At 56.4% G+C, this 16,103-nt stretch carries 12 protein-coding genes; 4 read left to right on the top strand and 8 right to left on the bottom strand.

Annotation, left to right across the window (positions count from 1 at the left end; translation table 11 throughout):
• Positions 1-3: 3 nt before the first annotated feature.
• The 7 genes from urtD to RTU33_RS07625 form a co-directional block, all read right to left on the bottom strand.
• Positions 4-801 (bottom strand): urea ABC transporter ATP-binding protein UrtD, encoded by a 798-nt coding sequence (gene urtD / locus RTU33_RS07655; RefSeq protein WP_312626411.1) that lies wholly within the window; start codon positions 799-801, stop codon positions 4-6.
• Positions 801-1,874 carry an urea ABC transporter permease subunit UrtC gene (urtC, locus tag RTU33_RS07650; protein ID WP_312626409.1) on the bottom strand — a complete coding sequence of 358 codons (1,074 nt, stop codon included), beginning with the start codon at positions 1,872-1,874 and terminating at the stop codon, positions 801-803. The genes urtD and urtC overlap by 1 nt, the downstream gene beginning before the upstream one ends.
• Positions 1,874-3,439: an urea ABC transporter permease subunit UrtB gene (gene urtB / locus RTU33_RS07645; protein WP_312626408.1), complete on the bottom strand. Its 1,566-nt coding sequence runs from the start codon at positions 3,437-3,439 to the stop codon at positions 1,874-1,876. The genes urtC and urtB overlap by 1 nt, the downstream gene beginning before the upstream one ends.
• Positions 3,440-3,563: 124 nt before the next feature.
• Positions 3,564-4,835: an urea ABC transporter substrate-binding protein gene (gene urtA / locus RTU33_RS07640; RefSeq protein WP_312626406.1), complete on the bottom strand. Its 1,272-nt coding sequence runs from the start codon at positions 4,833-4,835 to the stop codon at positions 3,564-3,566.
• 202 nt (positions 4,836-5,037) lie between these two features.
• On the bottom strand, positions 5,038-6,141 hold the full coding sequence (locus RTU33_RS07635; RefSeq protein WP_312626404.1) for a cobalamin-independent methionine synthase II family protein: 1,104 nt from the start codon (positions 6,139-6,141) through the stop codon (positions 5,038-5,040).
• A 143-nt stretch (positions 6,142-6,284) separates the two neighbouring features.
• On the bottom strand, positions 6,285-6,680 hold the full coding sequence (locus RTU33_RS07630) for a rhodanese-like domain-containing protein (protein WP_312626402.1): 396 nt from the start codon (positions 6,678-6,680) through the stop codon (positions 6,285-6,287).
• A 113-nt stretch (positions 6,681-6,793) separates the two neighbouring features.
• Positions 6,794-7,648 carry a 5'-methylthioadenosine/S-adenosylhomocysteine nucleosidase gene (locus RTU33_RS07625; RefSeq protein WP_312626400.1) on the bottom strand — a complete coding sequence of 285 codons (855 nt, stop codon included), beginning with the start codon at positions 7,646-7,648 and terminating at the stop codon, positions 6,794-6,796.
• A gap of 184 nt (positions 7,649-7,832) precedes the next feature.
• Between RTU33_RS07625 and ftrA the strand changes: the two genes are divergently transcribed.
• The 4 genes from ftrA (at position 7,833) to RTU33_RS07605 (ending at position 13,869) form a co-directional block, all read left to right on the top strand.
• Complete coding sequence (ftrA, locus tag RTU33_RS07620) at positions 7,833-8,807, top strand: transcriptional regulator FtrA (protein ID WP_312626398.1); 975 nt, start codon at positions 7,833-7,835, stop codon at positions 8,805-8,807.
• A gap of 122 nt (positions 8,808-8,929) precedes the next feature.
• Positions 8,930-9,025: a protein MgtS gene (gene mgtS, locus RTU33_RS07615; protein WP_097163057.1), complete on the top strand. Its 96-nt coding sequence runs from the start codon at positions 8,930-8,932 to the stop codon at positions 9,023-9,025.
• A 982-nt stretch (positions 9,026-10,007) separates the two neighbouring features.
• Positions 10,008-10,592: a S6 family peptidase gene (locus RTU33_RS07610; RefSeq protein ID WP_312626397.1), complete on the top strand. Its 585-nt coding sequence runs from the start codon at positions 10,008-10,010 to the stop codon at positions 10,590-10,592.
• The gene (locus RTU33_RS07605) at positions 10,483-13,869 is read left to right on the top strand and encodes a S6 family peptidase (RefSeq protein ID WP_312626396.1); all 3,387 of its coding nucleotides are present in this window, start codon (positions 10,483-10,485) and stop codon (positions 13,867-13,869) included. Before RTU33_RS07610 ends, RTU33_RS07605 begins: the two co-directional genes overlap by 110 nt.
• A gap of 113 nt (positions 13,870-13,982) precedes the next feature.
• Here the strand turns inward: RTU33_RS07605 and dcp are convergent, their stop codons facing one another.
• Positions 13,983-16,028, bottom strand: coding sequence for a peptidyl-dipeptidase Dcp (gene dcp / locus RTU33_RS07600; protein ID WP_312626395.1), 2,046 nt, complete (start codon positions 16,026-16,028; stop codon positions 13,983-13,985).
• Between the last annotated feature and the right edge of the window lie 75 nt (positions 16,029-16,103).

Below are 16,103 nucleotides of genomic sequence, written 5' to 3'. Positions count from 1 at the left end.
TCCTTAGCGCCCTAAATACACTTCAATCACCTGCTCGTTGGCCTGTACGTCCTTCAGCGAGCCTTCCGCTAACACCTGTCCCTGATGCAGTACCGTAACGCGATCGGCGATGGTTTCAACAAACCCCATATCGTGCTCAACCACCATTAATGAATGCCTGCCGGATAGCGTGCGAAACAGCTCAGCGGTGTATTCGGTTTCCGCGTCGGTCATGCCCGCAGCCGGTTCGTCGAGCAGCAGCAGGTGTGGCTCCTGCACCAGCAGCATGCCGATTTCCAGAAACTGCTTTTGGCCATGCGACAGCAGTCCGGCTCGCCGCGCACGCTCGCCCTCCAGACGCAGTAATTGCAGGACTTCATCGATTCGGTCCTGCTGCTCGCCGGAGAGTTTTGCCCGCAGGCTCGCCCAGACGGACTTATCGCCACGCATTGCCAGCTCCAGGTTCTCCGCCACGGTTAAGGCTTCGAACACCGTTGGCTTCTGAAACTTTCGACCGATGCCCTGACGGGCGATGGCTATAGGGTTCAGCGTGGTCAAATCCACCGACTGGTCGTAAATGGCCCTGCCGCTCTGGGGCCGCGTTTTACCGGTGATCACGTCCATCAGCGTGGTTTTACCAGCACCATTCGGACCAATCACACAGCGCAGTTCGCCTACGCCTATCTGTAATGAGAGGTTGGTCAACGCCTGAAAACCGTCGAAATTGACGTTGATATTTTCCAGCAACAGCACCGGATCCGTTTGGTCGCGATAGCGATCCCCTGGCAGCTGGCGAGTAAAAAGTCCTTCATCGGGATGCATTATTTATCTCCTTTGCGCAGCAGGCCAATCACGCCACGGGGCAGAAACAGCGTCACCCCGATGAAAATCAGGCCGAGGAACAGCTGCCAGTACTCCGGCATCGCCACCGTAAACAGGCTTTTTGCGCCGTTCACCAGCCCGGCGCCAAGAATAGGCCCCACAAGCGTACCGCGACCGCCGAGCGCTACCCAGATAGCAGCCTCAATTGAGTTGGTCGGCGACATTTCTCCGGGGTTGATAATGCCAACCTGTGGCACGTAAAGCGCGCCTGCAAGGCCGCACAGCACGGCAGAAAGCGTCCACACCAGCAGCTTGAAGCCACGCGGATCGTAGCCGCAGAACATCAGCCGGTTTTCCGCATCGCGCACCGCCGTCAGGATGCGGCCAAACTTGCTGCGGGCGAGCAGCATGCCGATGGCAAGCGTCACCAGCAGCAGGATCACCGTGGCAAGAAACAGCGCTGCGCGTGTGCCGGTTGCCGTCACCGGGAAACCCAGAATGGTGGTAAACCCGGTAAAACCGTTGTTGCCACCAAACCCGGTTTCGTTACGAAAGAACAGCAGCATGCCCGCGTACGTCAGTGCCTGAGTCATGATCGAGAAATAGACGCCTTTGATTTTCGAGCGAAAAGCGAACCAGCCAAAAACCAACGCCAGTAGACCTGGCACCAGCACGACCAGCAGCATCGCCCAGGCAAAATGCTGCGTACCCCACCAGAACCACGGCAGGTCGTTCCACGATAAAAAAGACATAAAAGCAGGCAAACCATCGCCCGCAGCCTGGCGCATCAGGTACATGCCCATTGCATAACCGCCCAGCGCAAAGAATAAACCGTGCCCCAGTGACAGCATCCCTGCGTAGCCCCACACTAAATCCAGCGCTACCGCGACCACCGCGTAACAAAGGATTTTCCCCACCAGCGTCAGCGTCCAGGTGGAAACTGCCAGCGGGTGCGAGGCAGGCAGCAGCGCCAGAAACGGCATCATCAGCAGTGCCAGAACAGCGAAAATGCCGGCCCAGCGCAGCGGTTGCGGCGCCCGGCGGGCAAGCGTTAAGGTGAGTGGCTGGCTCATCAGTCAATGACCCTCCCTTTCAGTGCAAACAGCCCCTGCGGACGCTTCTGTATAAACAGAATAATCAGCACCAGAATCAAAATCTTGCCCAGTACAGCGCCCATCTGCGGCTCAAGAATTTTATTGAAGATCCCAAGTCCAAATGCGGCCGCCACGCTCCCTGCCAGCTGCCCGACGCCGCCGAGCACCACCACCAGGAAGGAATCAATAATGTAGCCCTGGCCGAGTTCCGGCCCAACGTTACCTAACTGAGAAAGCGCCACGCCGCCGAGACCGGCAATACCGGAGCCGAGCCCAAAGGCCAGCATATCGACTCGCCCTGTCGGCACGCCGCAGCAGGCCGCCATCGCGCGGTTTTGCGTTACTGCCCGCACGCGCAATCCGAGCCGGGTTTTGTTAAGGATGAGCCAGGTAAAGCACAGCACCAGCAACACAAAGCCAATGACCACGATGCGGTTCCACGGCAGAATGAGGTTCGGCAACGCCTGAATCCCGCCAGACAACCAGGCCGGGTTGGCTACCTCGACGTTCTGCGCGCCAAACAGCATGCGCACCAGCTGGATTAGCATCAGACTGATACCCCACGTCGCCAGCAGCGTTTCCAGCGGACGACCATAGAGATGGCGGATCACCGTGCGCTCCAGCAGCATGCCGATCCCTCCGGTGACGGCAAAAGCCACCGGCAGCGCCAGCAGTGGATAAAAGGCCAGCCACTGCGGTGCAAACTGGCTGAGCGCCTGCTGCACCAGCCAGGTGCTGTACGCTCCAAGCATCAGCATTTCACCGTGCGCCATGTTGATAACACCAAGCAGGCCATAGGTGATAGCCAGCCCCAGTGCGGCCAGAAGCAGAATCGATCCCAGCGAAATCCCCATAAACGCCTGACCAAGAATGTCCCCCCAGAACAGACGATGCTGAATTTGCTTCAGGCTTTTTTCTGCCGCCACGCGCACGCTGGCATCCGGTTCGTGCTGTTCATCAGTAAAAGGCTGAAGGCGCGCCTGGGTTTCCGGATCGGCTGAGTGCCCCAGCAGCGTCATCGCTTGTCTGCGAACCGCGGCATCCGGGCTGGTGAGCTGTAAATTGGCGAGTGCCAGTTCCAGCTGCTGCTTCACGGTGGCATCCGTTTCCACGGACAGCCGTTTTTGCAACAAAGGGATAAGATCCGGCGAGGCGTCTCGCTGAAGCGTTTTCGCCGCCGCCAGACGTTTAGTGACACTGTCACTCACCAGCTGATGCGGAGCCAGCGCGCCCGCGACTAAATTGCGCAGACGGTTGGTCAGGCGCACAGGTTTCAGTTCCCCCTGCGACCGGGCTGCGGAATCCAGCGCGCGGGGTTCACCTTTGTCCAGTACAAAGGCGTGGCGGGCGCTGTCAGAACGCAGATTCTCCGCGCTCAAAGCCTGTAGCAATGGTACGCGTTGCGGCTGCGGATCTGCCGCCCATTTTTCCAGCAATGCCGACTGCTGGCTGCGGTTTGCCGCCACGAAGTCATCTGCGTCGCCCGCATGGGCGAAACATGGCAGCAGCCAGGCGACGGTAAGCAGCCTGCGAATCAATGTCATGGTCGCCTCCTGTGGCACCGTTTCATTTTGAGTGGCGAAAGTGCGATTCAATGTCCTGTACGCTCCCTCTCCCAAAGGGAGAGGGAGAAAGGCAGCCTCACTATTCATCCACCAGACAGCCCTGTCAGTTGCTCGCCATTTTCATTGGCCGATCCGGCTTTTTGTCGTTGCCAGGAATGTACGGACTCCACGGCTGCGCGCGAACCGGTTTGTCGGTCTGCCACACCACGTTGAACTGGCCGTTGCTTTCGATTTCGCCGATCATCACCGGCTTGTGCAGATGGTGGTTGGTGGCATCCATCGTCAGCGTATAGCCCGACGGTGCTTTAAAGGTTTGTCCGGCCATCGCAGCACGGACTTTGTCGACGTCCGTGGTGCCCGCTTTCTCCACCGCCTGCGCCCACATATGAATGCCGACCCAGGTCGCCTCCATTGGATCGTTAGTCACTACGGTATCGGCATTAGGCAGCTTGTGCGCCTTCGCGTATGCGCGGTAGTCCGCGACGAAGCTTTGGTTGGTCGGATTGTCCACGGACTCGAAATAGTTCCACGCGGCCAGATTGCCGACCAGTGGTTTGGTATCAATGCCGCGCAGCTCCTCTTCACCTACGGAGAACGCCACTACCGGCACGTCAGTGGCCTTCACGCCCTGGTTAGCGAGCTCTTTATAGAAGGGAACGTTCGAATCGCCGTTAATGGTCGAGACCACCGCCGTTTTGCCCCCTGCGGAGAATTTCTTGATGTTGGCGACGATAGTCTGGTAATCGCTGTAGCCAAACGGCGTGTAGACCTCTTCGATGTCTTTATCCTGAACGCCTTTAGAATGCAGGTAAGCACGCAGAATTTTGTTGGTGGTGCGCGGATAGACGTAATCCGTGCCCAGCAGGAAGAAGCGCTTAGCCGCCCCGCCGTCTTCGCTCATCAGATATTCCACCGCAGGGATGGCCTGCTGGTTTGGCGCCGCTCCGGTATAGAACACATTCGGCGACATTTCTTCGCCTTCGTACTGCACCGGGTAGAACAGCAGGCCGTTCAGCTCCTCAAATACCGGCAGGACCGATTTCCGTGACACGGACGTCCAGCAGCCAAACACGACCGCGACTTTATCCTTGGTCAGCAGCTGGCGGGCCTTTTCGGCAAACAGCGGCCAGTTCGAGGCCGGGTCCACCACCACAGGCTCCAGCTTTTTGCCGAGCACGCCACCTTTGGCATTGATTTCATCAATGGTCATCAGCGCCACGTCCTTCAGCGGCGTTTCTGAAATCGCCATGGTGCCGGAGAGCGAATGCATGATCCCCACTTTAATGGTGTCAGCCGCATAGACGCTGACGCTAAAACCCAGGGCAATCGTGGAGGCAGAGAGAGCAAAAGCTTTAAGCAGTGTTCGACGGCGCATGGTTCACTCCTGAGATAAAGGCAACAAGGATTAATAACATCGGTGTAGTCATCAGGAGTCAGGCAAAAAGGATGCCAGGTCGTAAAGGTTCAGAAAAACAGGTGGTTTGCAGGCGGGGTATCGCTGTGATTACAGAGTAGAACGGCAAATTCAGCGGCAGCGCTGCTTTAAAACGGTGCAACGCTGCCTCCTTTTGAGCGGATTACCAGATCTGAGCGGCGATCTCCGTTACCAGGCGTACTTTTTGCCACTGCTGAGCTTCGCTCAGGCTGTTGCCTTCTTCAGTTGAAGCAAAGCCGCACTGCGGGCTCAGGCAAATCTGTGATTTCGCGACAAACTGCGCGGCTTCCTCAAGGCGAGCCTTCACCCCTTCCGGGTTTTCCAGCTCGCCGTTTTTAGTGGTTATCAGCCCCAGAACCACCTGCTGATGGCCTGGACGCACGAAGCGCAGCGGCTGGAAATCACCTGAACGGTCGTTGTCGTATTCGAGGAAGAAGGCATCGACGTTCACGGTGCCGAACAGCACCTCCGCCACGGGCTCGTAGCCACCGGAAGAGATCCAGGTTGAACGGAAATTGCCCCGGCAAACGTGCAGTCCAATGGTCAAATCATCCGGCTTGCCTTCCAGCGCTTTATTCAGCACGCGGGCATAGGTTTTTGCCAGCTCATCCGGATCGTCGCCGCGCTCGCGCACCTGCTGACGCTGCTCGTCGGAGCACAGATAGGCCCAGACGGTGTCATCAAGCTGTAAGTAGCGGCAGCCTGCATCGTAGAAAGCACGGATGGCATCACGCCAGGTCGTGGCAAGGTCGTTGAAATAATCGGCCAGATCGGGATAAACGGTGGCATCAATGTCTTTACGACCACCGCGAAAATGCAGCACGCTCGGGCTCGGAATCGTCATTTTTGGCTGTGCATTACCGCTGATGCTTTTCAGGTAGCGGAAGTCATTGAGCATCGGGTGGTCGCCGAAGCCCAGTTTCCCGGTGACGCGCACGCCGTGGGCTTTTGTCTGAACGCCGTTGAACTGAATCCCCTTGTCTGAGTCATAACACTCAACGCCCTGGAGGCCATCGAAAAAATCGAAATGCCACCAGGCCCGACGAAACTCACCGTCGGTCACTACATGCAGGCCGCAGTCGCACTGCTGTTGAACCACACGCAGGATCGCTTCATCCTCTACGGCGCGCAGCGTCAGGGCATCAATTTCCCCTTCTGCAAACTGCTGACGGGCGTGCTTAATGCTGTCCGGGCGCAGGAAACTGCCGACAATATCGGCGCGGTATGGTGCAGCGAACTGGGTCATGGTCTCTCCTTGACGCCAGGCAACTGATTGCCTGGCGTGATAATTAACGATATTAATTTAGACTTCTGGATGGCTATATATTCAACTTGCCATGCGGGAGAGGCGCAGGCAAACGAGATAAATTCATCAGCCGTGAAGAAAATTCATGATGTCGCGAAGGCTAATCCTTCATCCTCCCAACCGGTCAGTCCACCGATCATAAGCTTCACGGGCCTGCCGAGCTGTGCCAGCTTCAGTGCGGCCCGGTCCGCCCCGTTGCAGTGCGGACCAGCACAATAGACGACAAACAGCGTCTCCGGCGGCCATTCGTTCATTCGTTCGGCGGTCATCAGGCGATGCGGCAGATGCAGTGCTCCAGGAATATGCCGACGGGCAAAAGCCTGCGCAGAGCCGACCACATGCAGCAGAACAAAGTCCATATCGTGATTTTCGATAGCGGCATGTACGTCCGCGCAGTCCGTCTCGACGTTCAGGCGACGCTGGAAATGGGCAATGGCTTCATCAGGAGTGGCAGCAGAGAATTCAGAAACATAGCTCATGGTTTTTCCTTTGGCTTGTGTTAACAGGCCACTATCTCACCATGAACCAGCATCCCCTTGCCGCCCTCACTCCGGCCAAAAATCGCCAGGATCGTGACAATCCTGGCGGGTCTTTACTCTTTCGCGGATGGCAGCTTGCTTATGTAGGTCTTCACCACCTGATAAACATAGTCCTGGCAGGCCAGTCCCGTATTGGGATCGTACTTGCCGTTGTTGGTGATGTTATTGGACAACACGCGGATGCCGATGAACGGCACGGAGAACGCCGCGGCAACCTGGGCTGCTGAAGCAGTTTCCATCTCTTCAACTGAGGTCTGATAATCCTTATGGAAATGGCTGATGCGATCGAGCTCGCTGTTCCAGAGATCCGCCGAACCAATAACGCCTTCAACTACTTTTCCTTTGCTGTAGCTGTCTTTAACGCTCTCAGCGATCGCCAATAGCTGCGGGTCAGCCGGGAATTTGCGGATAGTATGCGGGTTTTTATCCTCCCCGGCGCTGCCCTTCGACGCCAGAAGATCCATCGGTTTCCACTGCGTGGAATCGCTACCTTCCCCTTTCAGCTTATGCGGCGTTTTGAATGCACCGAGGTTGACCGAATACTTGCCCAGCACGATGTCATAAACGTTCAGCGCAGGATCGTGCCCACCTGCGGTACCCTGATTGATAAACGCCGCAGGCTGGAACTGCGTGGCGGCAATCGCGGTAGCCGCCGCCGCGTTGGACATTCCCTTCAGCGTTTCGGATACCACCACCGGATAGCCATCCACCGTACCGCGCCAGAAGCGCCACTCGCCAATGTGTTCCTCTTTCGCATTGTCCAGACGTTGAGCAAAACGTTCAGCCTCAACAGGCATAGCGCCCTGTACCACAATCGGCCTTTTTTCCTGAGATTGTGCAAAAGTGATTACCGGGAGCGTCAGGCAACAGGCGGTTATTGCCTGAAAAAGTACTTTTTTAGGGTGCATTCAATTAATCCTCCATGCGCAAACGTTTACCTTAACAAAGTTCGGCCCGGGCAGTTATGTTTTTCACCCTGTTCATGCATGGACTGATGGTTTTATCCTCAGCTTCGGGAAGGGAAGCCGTTTGACTTGAAGCTGCCGCCACAGGCATGTTAAAGCCTTCTGAGTTATTGAGATGAAACCGCCCATGACCGCGCCTGGCTGCCCTGCCGCTTCCCGACCGCTTGTTGTCACTCTCGCCTATGATGGCCTTTGCACATTTGAATTTGGCGTGTCCGTTGAAATTTTCGGTTTGCCACGCCCGGAGCTTGGCGATAGCTGGTACCGCTTTGCGGTGGCGGCCGTCGATGAAGGCGAGCTGCGAGCCACGGGCGGCGTGCGGCTGATGACAGACGGTGGCTATGAGCTGCTTGAACAGGCCGATACGATTGTTATCCCCGGATGGCGCGGTGCGAATATGCCTGTGCCGGAAAAGCTGTGCAGTGCCCTGCGCCTGGCGCATCAGAGAGGTTGTCGGCTGATCTCAATCTGCTCCGGCGTGTTCGTCCTTGCGGCAAGCGGCCTGCTGAACGGACAGCAGGCCACCACTCACTGGCGCTATACCGATGAACTTCGTCAGCGTTTTCCGGCCATAAAGGTGGTGGACGATGTCCTGTACGTGGGTGACTCGCAGCTAATGACCTCGGCGGGCAGCGCCGCAGGGATCGATTTGTGCCTGCACGTGGTGCGTGAGGATTTTGGGTTAGAAGTGGCGAACAATGTCGCCCGCAGGCTGGTGGTACAGCCGCACCGGGATGGAAGGCAGACGCAGCATCTTGAACGGCCGGTGGCGCGCAGCCGGGAGAGCGAGCGACTCGGCCAGCTGTTCGACTGGCTACATCTGCATCTTGCAGAACCCCATTCGCTGGCGTCACTTTCACGCCGCGTCGGCATGAGTCAGCGCACGCTGCTGCGCCGCTTCCGGGAAGCCACCGGCGTTACCCCTGCCCACTGGCTGCTTAATGAGCGCCTGCGTCAGGCTCAGCAGGCGCTTAGCGAGAGTCGCATCAGCATTGAGCAAGTCGCCCTGAACAGTGGCTTTGGTAGCGCCAGCGCCTTACGTCATCATTTCCAACAGCAGTTCGCCATTAGCCCACAGGCTTATCGCAAAAAATTTACGTAATTAACAAAATAGTCCACATAATTCATGATTCGTTTAGGTTGATTCGGTTAATCTGTGTTCATCGCGGCTAAAAAAGGTAAGAGAGGCGTTATCGTTTAACTTTAATTTCAATGGAGGTTACCATGCTCGGAAATATGCATGTCTTTATCGCAGTATTAGGAATCATCGTTTTTTCCGGTTTCCTTGCTGCATATTTCAGCCATAAATGGGATGACTGATGAATACTGACAATCCCCACCCTTAACAGCCCCTTGCTGCAGTCTGTGCAAGGGGCTTTTTATTTGCCCCGAAAAAGACGAAAAAAACCGCCAACGGTGTGGCGGTAAATGCTTGCATGGATAGATTTGTGTTTTGGTTAGTCTGCAGTACAGGCTATTCCTTGCCTGGTTGCATCGTGATGTAATCCTATCACGCATAACCTCAATAAAGACTAAACGAACAGGGTTCAGCCTCTCACGCCCTTTGCCATGCCTTTTTCTTCGTGTGGCTGTCGCGCTGTCCTGGCCAGCAGCGTCGGAAGAGCATGAGAACAGGCACACAAAGTGCGCACCTGAACGGAATGAGCAGACCGCAGGACTCGACACTTTCTTATATGACTTCAGATAACTTTCCGCACTCAAACTGAATTTTTCCCGCCGCTACCTGATATTCCTGTTGCATCAACCAGCCCGAGAATATTCTGAAAAAAAACGGAAGGTTACAGCTGCTAATCACGCAGGCCGGGGGAAATAAATAAAACGTCACTAATCATTCCTGTGGAATATTCCTAAAAAAGGATCCTCTTCAGAAAAACGCTCATCAAAGTCAGGCGAACTAACATCCGATGCCAGCCACAATCTGGCTATTATTTGCCGATGAAGGCTATTTGGCTTCCGCTCAGCTTGTTAAGCATTGCTACATATTTACTTTCTTTCCGCTGGCCCGCAATGACGTAATCTGCCCGTTCCCTTAGTCTGTTCGCCATTGACACGATCCGCGCTCATTGCCAGGATACATTCCACCTTTCAGCCTGACCGCTGCGGCTATATTTAATTTCTGTGGCGCCGCCACGGCAGCAGAAATATGCACACACATTCGGATGTGGGTTTGCAAAAATGGAGTGCAGTACCTCAGGGAGAATTATCGCGCACTATCACTCCTGAAGCCATATTGCCCCTCTTCGGAATAATAAAAATAATTGATGGATACTAAGGCTTAGCTTTGAAAAAAATAAACACGCTCTTTTATTGTTCCCTGGCGGTTTCTGCCGGAACGTGCGCCAGCGTTATGCGCCATGATATTTCCGTTCAGGACTACAGGGACTTCGGAGAAAATCTGGGTAAATACCAGGTTGGAGCTACCCATATACCGGTATATCGAAAGGACGGCACGCTTGATGACTATCTGCAATTTCGTATTCCTGATTTCGGAATGGTCGTAAACGGCGGCTATTCCACGCTGGTTTCGCCTTCCTATGTTGCCAGCGTTCGCCATAATACAGGGTATCAAAGCGTCTCATTTGGCAATGGTGCAAAATACGCGGCCAGCTATAAGCTCATCAACCGAAATGAAAGCCAGATATCCAATATCGACTTCCACCTTCCCCGCCTGAATAAAGTCGTGACGGATGCAGCCCCGGCGACCATCGTCGATAAATCCACTATTCGTTCAGGCGACCGGGCGCGCTATTACTGGTATGCCCGCACCGGCGGCGGCACGCAGAAGCAAATCAGCGACGATCAAACAAACCGAGGAACTGGCGATCGCCGGTGCGTACAAGTGGAAAAGCGGCGGTACCTTCGCTAACGCCTCAGTGACTCTGCCGGATGGCACCCTGCGCTGGAAGAACGACGGGCCGGATACCCCAAACTCCACCCCTTTCAGTGCCGCCGCGATTAGTGGCGATAGCGGAAGCCCAATTTTCGTTTATGACGAACTGGAAGAAATGTGGAAGCTGGCGGGCGTACATCACGCCAGCATCAGTAACAAAGGCATCTACCAACGCATCAGTGGCGCAGAGTACATACCGGATAATTATCTGCAGGATATCCCGGCCATAAATAGCGTTCCCGATGTCACCGATACAACCGGTACCGGAGACATCCTCTGGGCGCAGGATGCTATCACCCAGGGCAGCAGCCGCTGGCGCTGGGCGGGGCTTGCTGAAAAATATAAAAATCTGGCCCCGTCACAGGCGAGCAATGAGGAGCTTGACGCAACTAAAGATCTTCGCTTTAACGGCGCCGGCGGCCGCCTTATGCTTGACGACGCCATTAATATGGGTGCCGGTAAGCTACAGTTTTCTGCCGATTACGCCGTTCAGCCCGGTAGCAATCCGGCGGCAACCTGGGCAGGAGGCGGGATTGAGGTCGATGCAGGACGCCAGGTTCTGTGGGGAGTCAATGGCGTTGCCAGTGATGCGTTGCATAAGATCGGCAAAGGAACGCTGCGCGTCAACGCTATCGGAATTAACCCTGGCTCCCTGAACACCGGTGACGGCACCGTCGTACTTGACCAGCAGCCGGACGGCGCGGGAAACAAGCAGGCATTCTCCTCCGTCACTCTGGTCAGCGGACGCCCAACGGTGGTGCTCGGCGATGCGAATCAGGTCAGCCCCGATGCTATCTTTTTTGGCTACCGCGGCGGCTCGCTGGATTTAAACGGCACCAGCCTCAGCTTTCGGGAGATAAACCACACTGATGACGGCGCCACGCTGATAAACCATAGCCTTTCTGCCGCCTCCACGCTCACGCTGACGGGCCACTCCCGGGATGAAACAGAGATACACAGCTGGACCTCGGCCCGTAAAGGAACGCCCGGCGATCTTTATGTCTATAACAATCCCCACAGCCATAAGACCGAGTATTTCCGACTGAAAAAGTCCTCCTACTCCTATTTCCCGACAGACGGAATGAGTACTGATACCTGGGAATATATGGGAGAAAATCAGGAGCAGGCCGTCTCTGTGATTACAGGGGAGCGCAATCGTCTGGTGTTCCGGGGCTTCCTCGGCGAGCGGGATCCGACACGCTCCCAGGGCACACTGAACCTCAACGTAGCGATGCCTGAAAGCACCCGTTCGGTGATGGCACTGACCGGCGGCTCGAACATCAACGGCACCATTAACGTGAAGGCCGGAACGCTGCTGCTCTCCGGTCAGCCGGTTCCCCATGCGGGGAGCGTGGTCTATGACGACGACTGGCAGACCGCCGATTTCAGGGCCCGTGCCATCAACGTTCAACCGGGTGCCGCCCTGCAGGTCGGTACCTGGGCCCGGGTAGATGCGAATATCAACGCCGCCAACGGGGCACAGATTATGCTGGGGTATCGTGATGCAGAAGACGGCGGCTCACCGTTGTGGCGCTGCTTTGCCGTGATAAACGCCGCTGATGCCAGCTGTGGCCAGACCCCTCTTTCGCAGGCGGTGGCAGATGCCCTGCCGCAGAGCACTCTCCGGGGCGATATTACTCTCGACAACGGCGCGTACCTCCAGCTTGGTAAAGTCGCCTGGCAGGGTATGCTCAGCGGCCAGGCGCAGAGCAGCATGAACATGGCGAAAACCTCCCTGTGGCAAATGACGGACAGCAGCACGGTCTCATCTCTGGCCGCGGTGTCGGGAAGCCGAATCTCTTTTTTACCGGCACAGAACGCCGCCTGGCGCGCCAAAACACTGACGGTCGACGAACTCAACGCCACGGGCGCGCTGCTGAGCTTAGGTCTGGATGCCGCCGCCGGAACCAGCGATACGCTGACGATCCGCAATAAAGTCACCGGCGGCAGCAATACGCTGAATATAGTGCCCGAGGGCGATATTCAGAATTTATCGTCGCTAAAACAGAACGTGGTGTTCGCCGACGCGCCAGGAGGAACGAGCCACGACTACTTCCGTCTGGCCTCGATGCCTCGCGGCTTCACGCTCTACACCCCTGACTATCAAATTCAGGATGCTGACGGGCGAGTACGGTGGCTGCTTCGCGGTGAGGAGGAACACAAACCTGATGACGACACCACCCCACCGGATAACGGCAGTGATATTCCGTCTGATAACGGCAACGCAACCCCATCGGACAACGGTAGTAACACTCCGCCTGATAACAACACCGCCTCACCGGACGATGGCCACGAGGTAAAACCGTCACCAGAAGCTAAGCCGGATGAAAAACCTGCACCAGACAGCGACAAGGGAAGCTGGCTGATTGCCAGCGATAATCTCCGCCTTATTCAGGATACGCGGACGCTGATGGACACGCGCCGCTATCTTCTGGACAGAGCATCGAATGAGCTTCAGAGCCGCCCGCGTCAGCTGCACCAGGCGGAGTCACCGGACGGGGCCTGGGCAAACATAGAGCAAACGCGCGGTGGATATGGCCGGTCGGATATCACCCGCAGCGTGCTGAACGTGGGCGTAGACAATTTTGTCGATAACCAGCTGTATGGACTCAGCGCCAGCATTACTCAGGGCAACGTCAAAGGCGCTGGACGCGAGCAGCATAACCTCTATGCCGCAGGTGCCTACTACGGTTGGGAAAGCCAGGGACTGAGCGTCGATCTTTCAGCCCAGTATATGCGCCTGACACAGGACTTTAGCCTCGATCCCTCTCTGGAGATGGGGAAACAGAAACAGGACAGCGACATTCTGGCCGCCAGCCTGCGCACAGGCTACCGGCTTCCGGTCAGCCCATGGGGATTCACGTTGACCCCATACGCGGAGCTGGGTGCTGCTGCGGTTTCCGGCTATTCGATGACAGGGAAAGATGCCCGAATTTCGCTAAGTTCCGGAACGCCCTGGCGCTTTGCCTCCGGCCTGTCAGCAAGTAAGCCGCTGGGCGAATTGCCGCTGGCGGTAACGGCCGATCTCGCCTGGCAATATTCAGGTGATGAAGGAGGATCCACGCTGATGCTTACCGACAGTCACGGAAGCAGGTCCTACAGGGAGGGCACCGACAGCAGCATGCTTGCAGAGCTGGGGCTCCAGGGACAGCTCGCGGCGAACTGGTCGGCCAGCGCCAGAATGAGCTACCGTACCGGTACGCTTTTCAGCGACGAAGCCGGAGGAGGCATAGGCATTAACTATCAGTTCTGACTTACATCGGCGAAAGCGGCGGGCCGAACGGCACCGCCTGTTCGCTTGCTGACGACTGACGCAAAAAAGACCCCGGAGGGTCTTTCACGTAACGCTTACGCCAACATGAGATGTTATTCACTCAGCCCGCGGTTTTTCAGCATCGGTTCCGGGCGTGGATCGTGCCCGCGCCAGCTGTGGTAAAGCGCTTCCAGATCGCTGCTGTTTCCGCGCGACAAAATACCTTCGCGGAAGCGCTGACCGTTTTCACGGGTTAATCCACCCTGCTCCACAAACCACTGATAGCCGTCATCTGCCAGCATTTGCGTCCAGATATAGGCGTAGTAGCCCGCCGCATAGCCGCCGCCAAAAATATGCGCAAAATAGCTGCTGCGGTAGCGTGGCGGCACGGCTGCCATAGTGAGTCCTTCAGCCTCAATGGCCTGCTGTTCGAACAGGTTTACGTCATCGGGAAGGCTGTCGGTATTCAGGCTATGCCAGTGCATGTCGAGCAGCGCTGAAATAACCAGTTCGCTCATGTCGTAGCCCTTATTGAAAGTGGCTGCACGCATCATGCTGTCGCGTAATGCATCCGGCATCGGTTCACCTGTCTGCCAGTGACGGGCGAAGCGCACAAACACCTGCGGATGACGTGCCCAGTGCTCATTGATCTGTGAGGGGAACTCCACAAAGTCACGCGGCGTGCGGGTCCCGGAAAGGCCAGGATAGCGTTGAGTGGCGAACAAACCGTGCAGCGTGTGGCCGAATTCATGGAACAGCGTGACGACATCATCCCAGTTCAGCAATGCAGGATGACCCGGCATCGGCTTTGGATAGTTGCAGACGTTGTAGATTACCGGCCGCTGTGCCAGCAGCGTGGACTGCTGAACGAAGTTGTCCATCCACGCGCCACCGCCTTTGGAATCACGGGCAAAGAAATCGCCGTAGAACAGCGCCAGCCCTTCACCATTGGCGTCAAAAATTTCCCAGACCCGGACATCAGGATGGTAGACGGGGATATCAAAGCGCTCGACAAAACGGATGCCAAACAGCGTGGAGGCCGCCCAGAACACGCCTTCCGTCAGCACGCGGTTCAGCTCGAGATAAGGCTTAATTTGGGCTTCGTCCAGAGAGTAGCGGGCCAGACGCACCTGCTCGGCGTAGTACGTCCAGTCCCAGGCCTGAGCGGTAAATCCGCCCTGCTGCTCGTCGATAATATGCTGAATATCTGCCAGTTCACGCTCCGCCCGGGCACGAGCTGCAGGGGCAATTTTACGCATAAAGCTGAAGGCGGCTTCCGGCGTTTTCGCCATCTGATCCGCCATGCTCCAGCTTGCATAATCCGGATAACCAAGCAGTTTTGGCTGCGCAGCCCGTACGTTCACCAGTCGCAGGATAAGGGCCCGGGTATCGTTGCGATCGCCCTTCTCGTTACGCATCCAGCCCGCACTGAACAGATTTTCACGGGTCTGTCGGTCGCGAAGCTGCGCGAGCATCGGATGCTGAGTGAAGTTCAGCAGCGGAATCAACCATCTGTCATTCAGCCCTTTCTCCACCGCGGCGCTGGCGGCGGCGGAAATTTCTTCCTCCGTCAGACCGTCCAACTGATGGCGATAATCCAGCACCAGCCCGCCAGATTTGGCCGCAGCCAGCAGGCTCTGGTGGAATCGGGTGCTGAGGGTGGCGGCTTCGGTATTCAGCTCACGCAGCTGCGCTTTTTGCGGTGCGCCGAGCTTCGCGCCTGAGAGAATAAAGCGTTGATAAACTACCTCCACCAGGCGCTTCGATTCAGCATCCAGACCCAGCGCTTCACGCTGTTGCCAGACTTGCTCGACGCGGGCGAAAAGCACGTCATTCAGATAGATATCGTTGGCAAGCTCCGCCAGTTCGGCAGAAAACTGGGCATCAAGCTGCTGGAGCGTGTCGTTCGTGTGAGCGTTGGTCATCGCAAAAAAGACCGATGTGACGCGCTCCAGCAGCTCACCACTTTTTTCCAGCGCCTCAAAGGTGTTTTCGAAAGTGGCCGTATGTGGGTTGCCGGCAATGGCAGCAATCTCTGCCCGCTTGCGCCGCAGGCCTTCATCAAAGGCCGGACGGTAGTGTTGATCCTCAATCAAATCAAATCTCGGTGCCTGATACGGCAGCAGGCTTACGGTCAAAAACGGGTTTTCTGAGCTCATCTCTTACTCCGGAACGCAGGATTTTCCTTAGATTAGGCAACCCCTTGATAAATCGCAATGATTTCACTGGCCTGA

This window comes from Scandinavium sp., assembly GCF_032012665.1.
GTDB lineage: Bacteria > Pseudomonadota > Gammaproteobacteria > Enterobacterales > Enterobacteriaceae > Scandinavium.
Note: the sequence above shows the minus strand (reverse complement) of the source record. Positions and strands in the feature narration are given on the sequence as shown.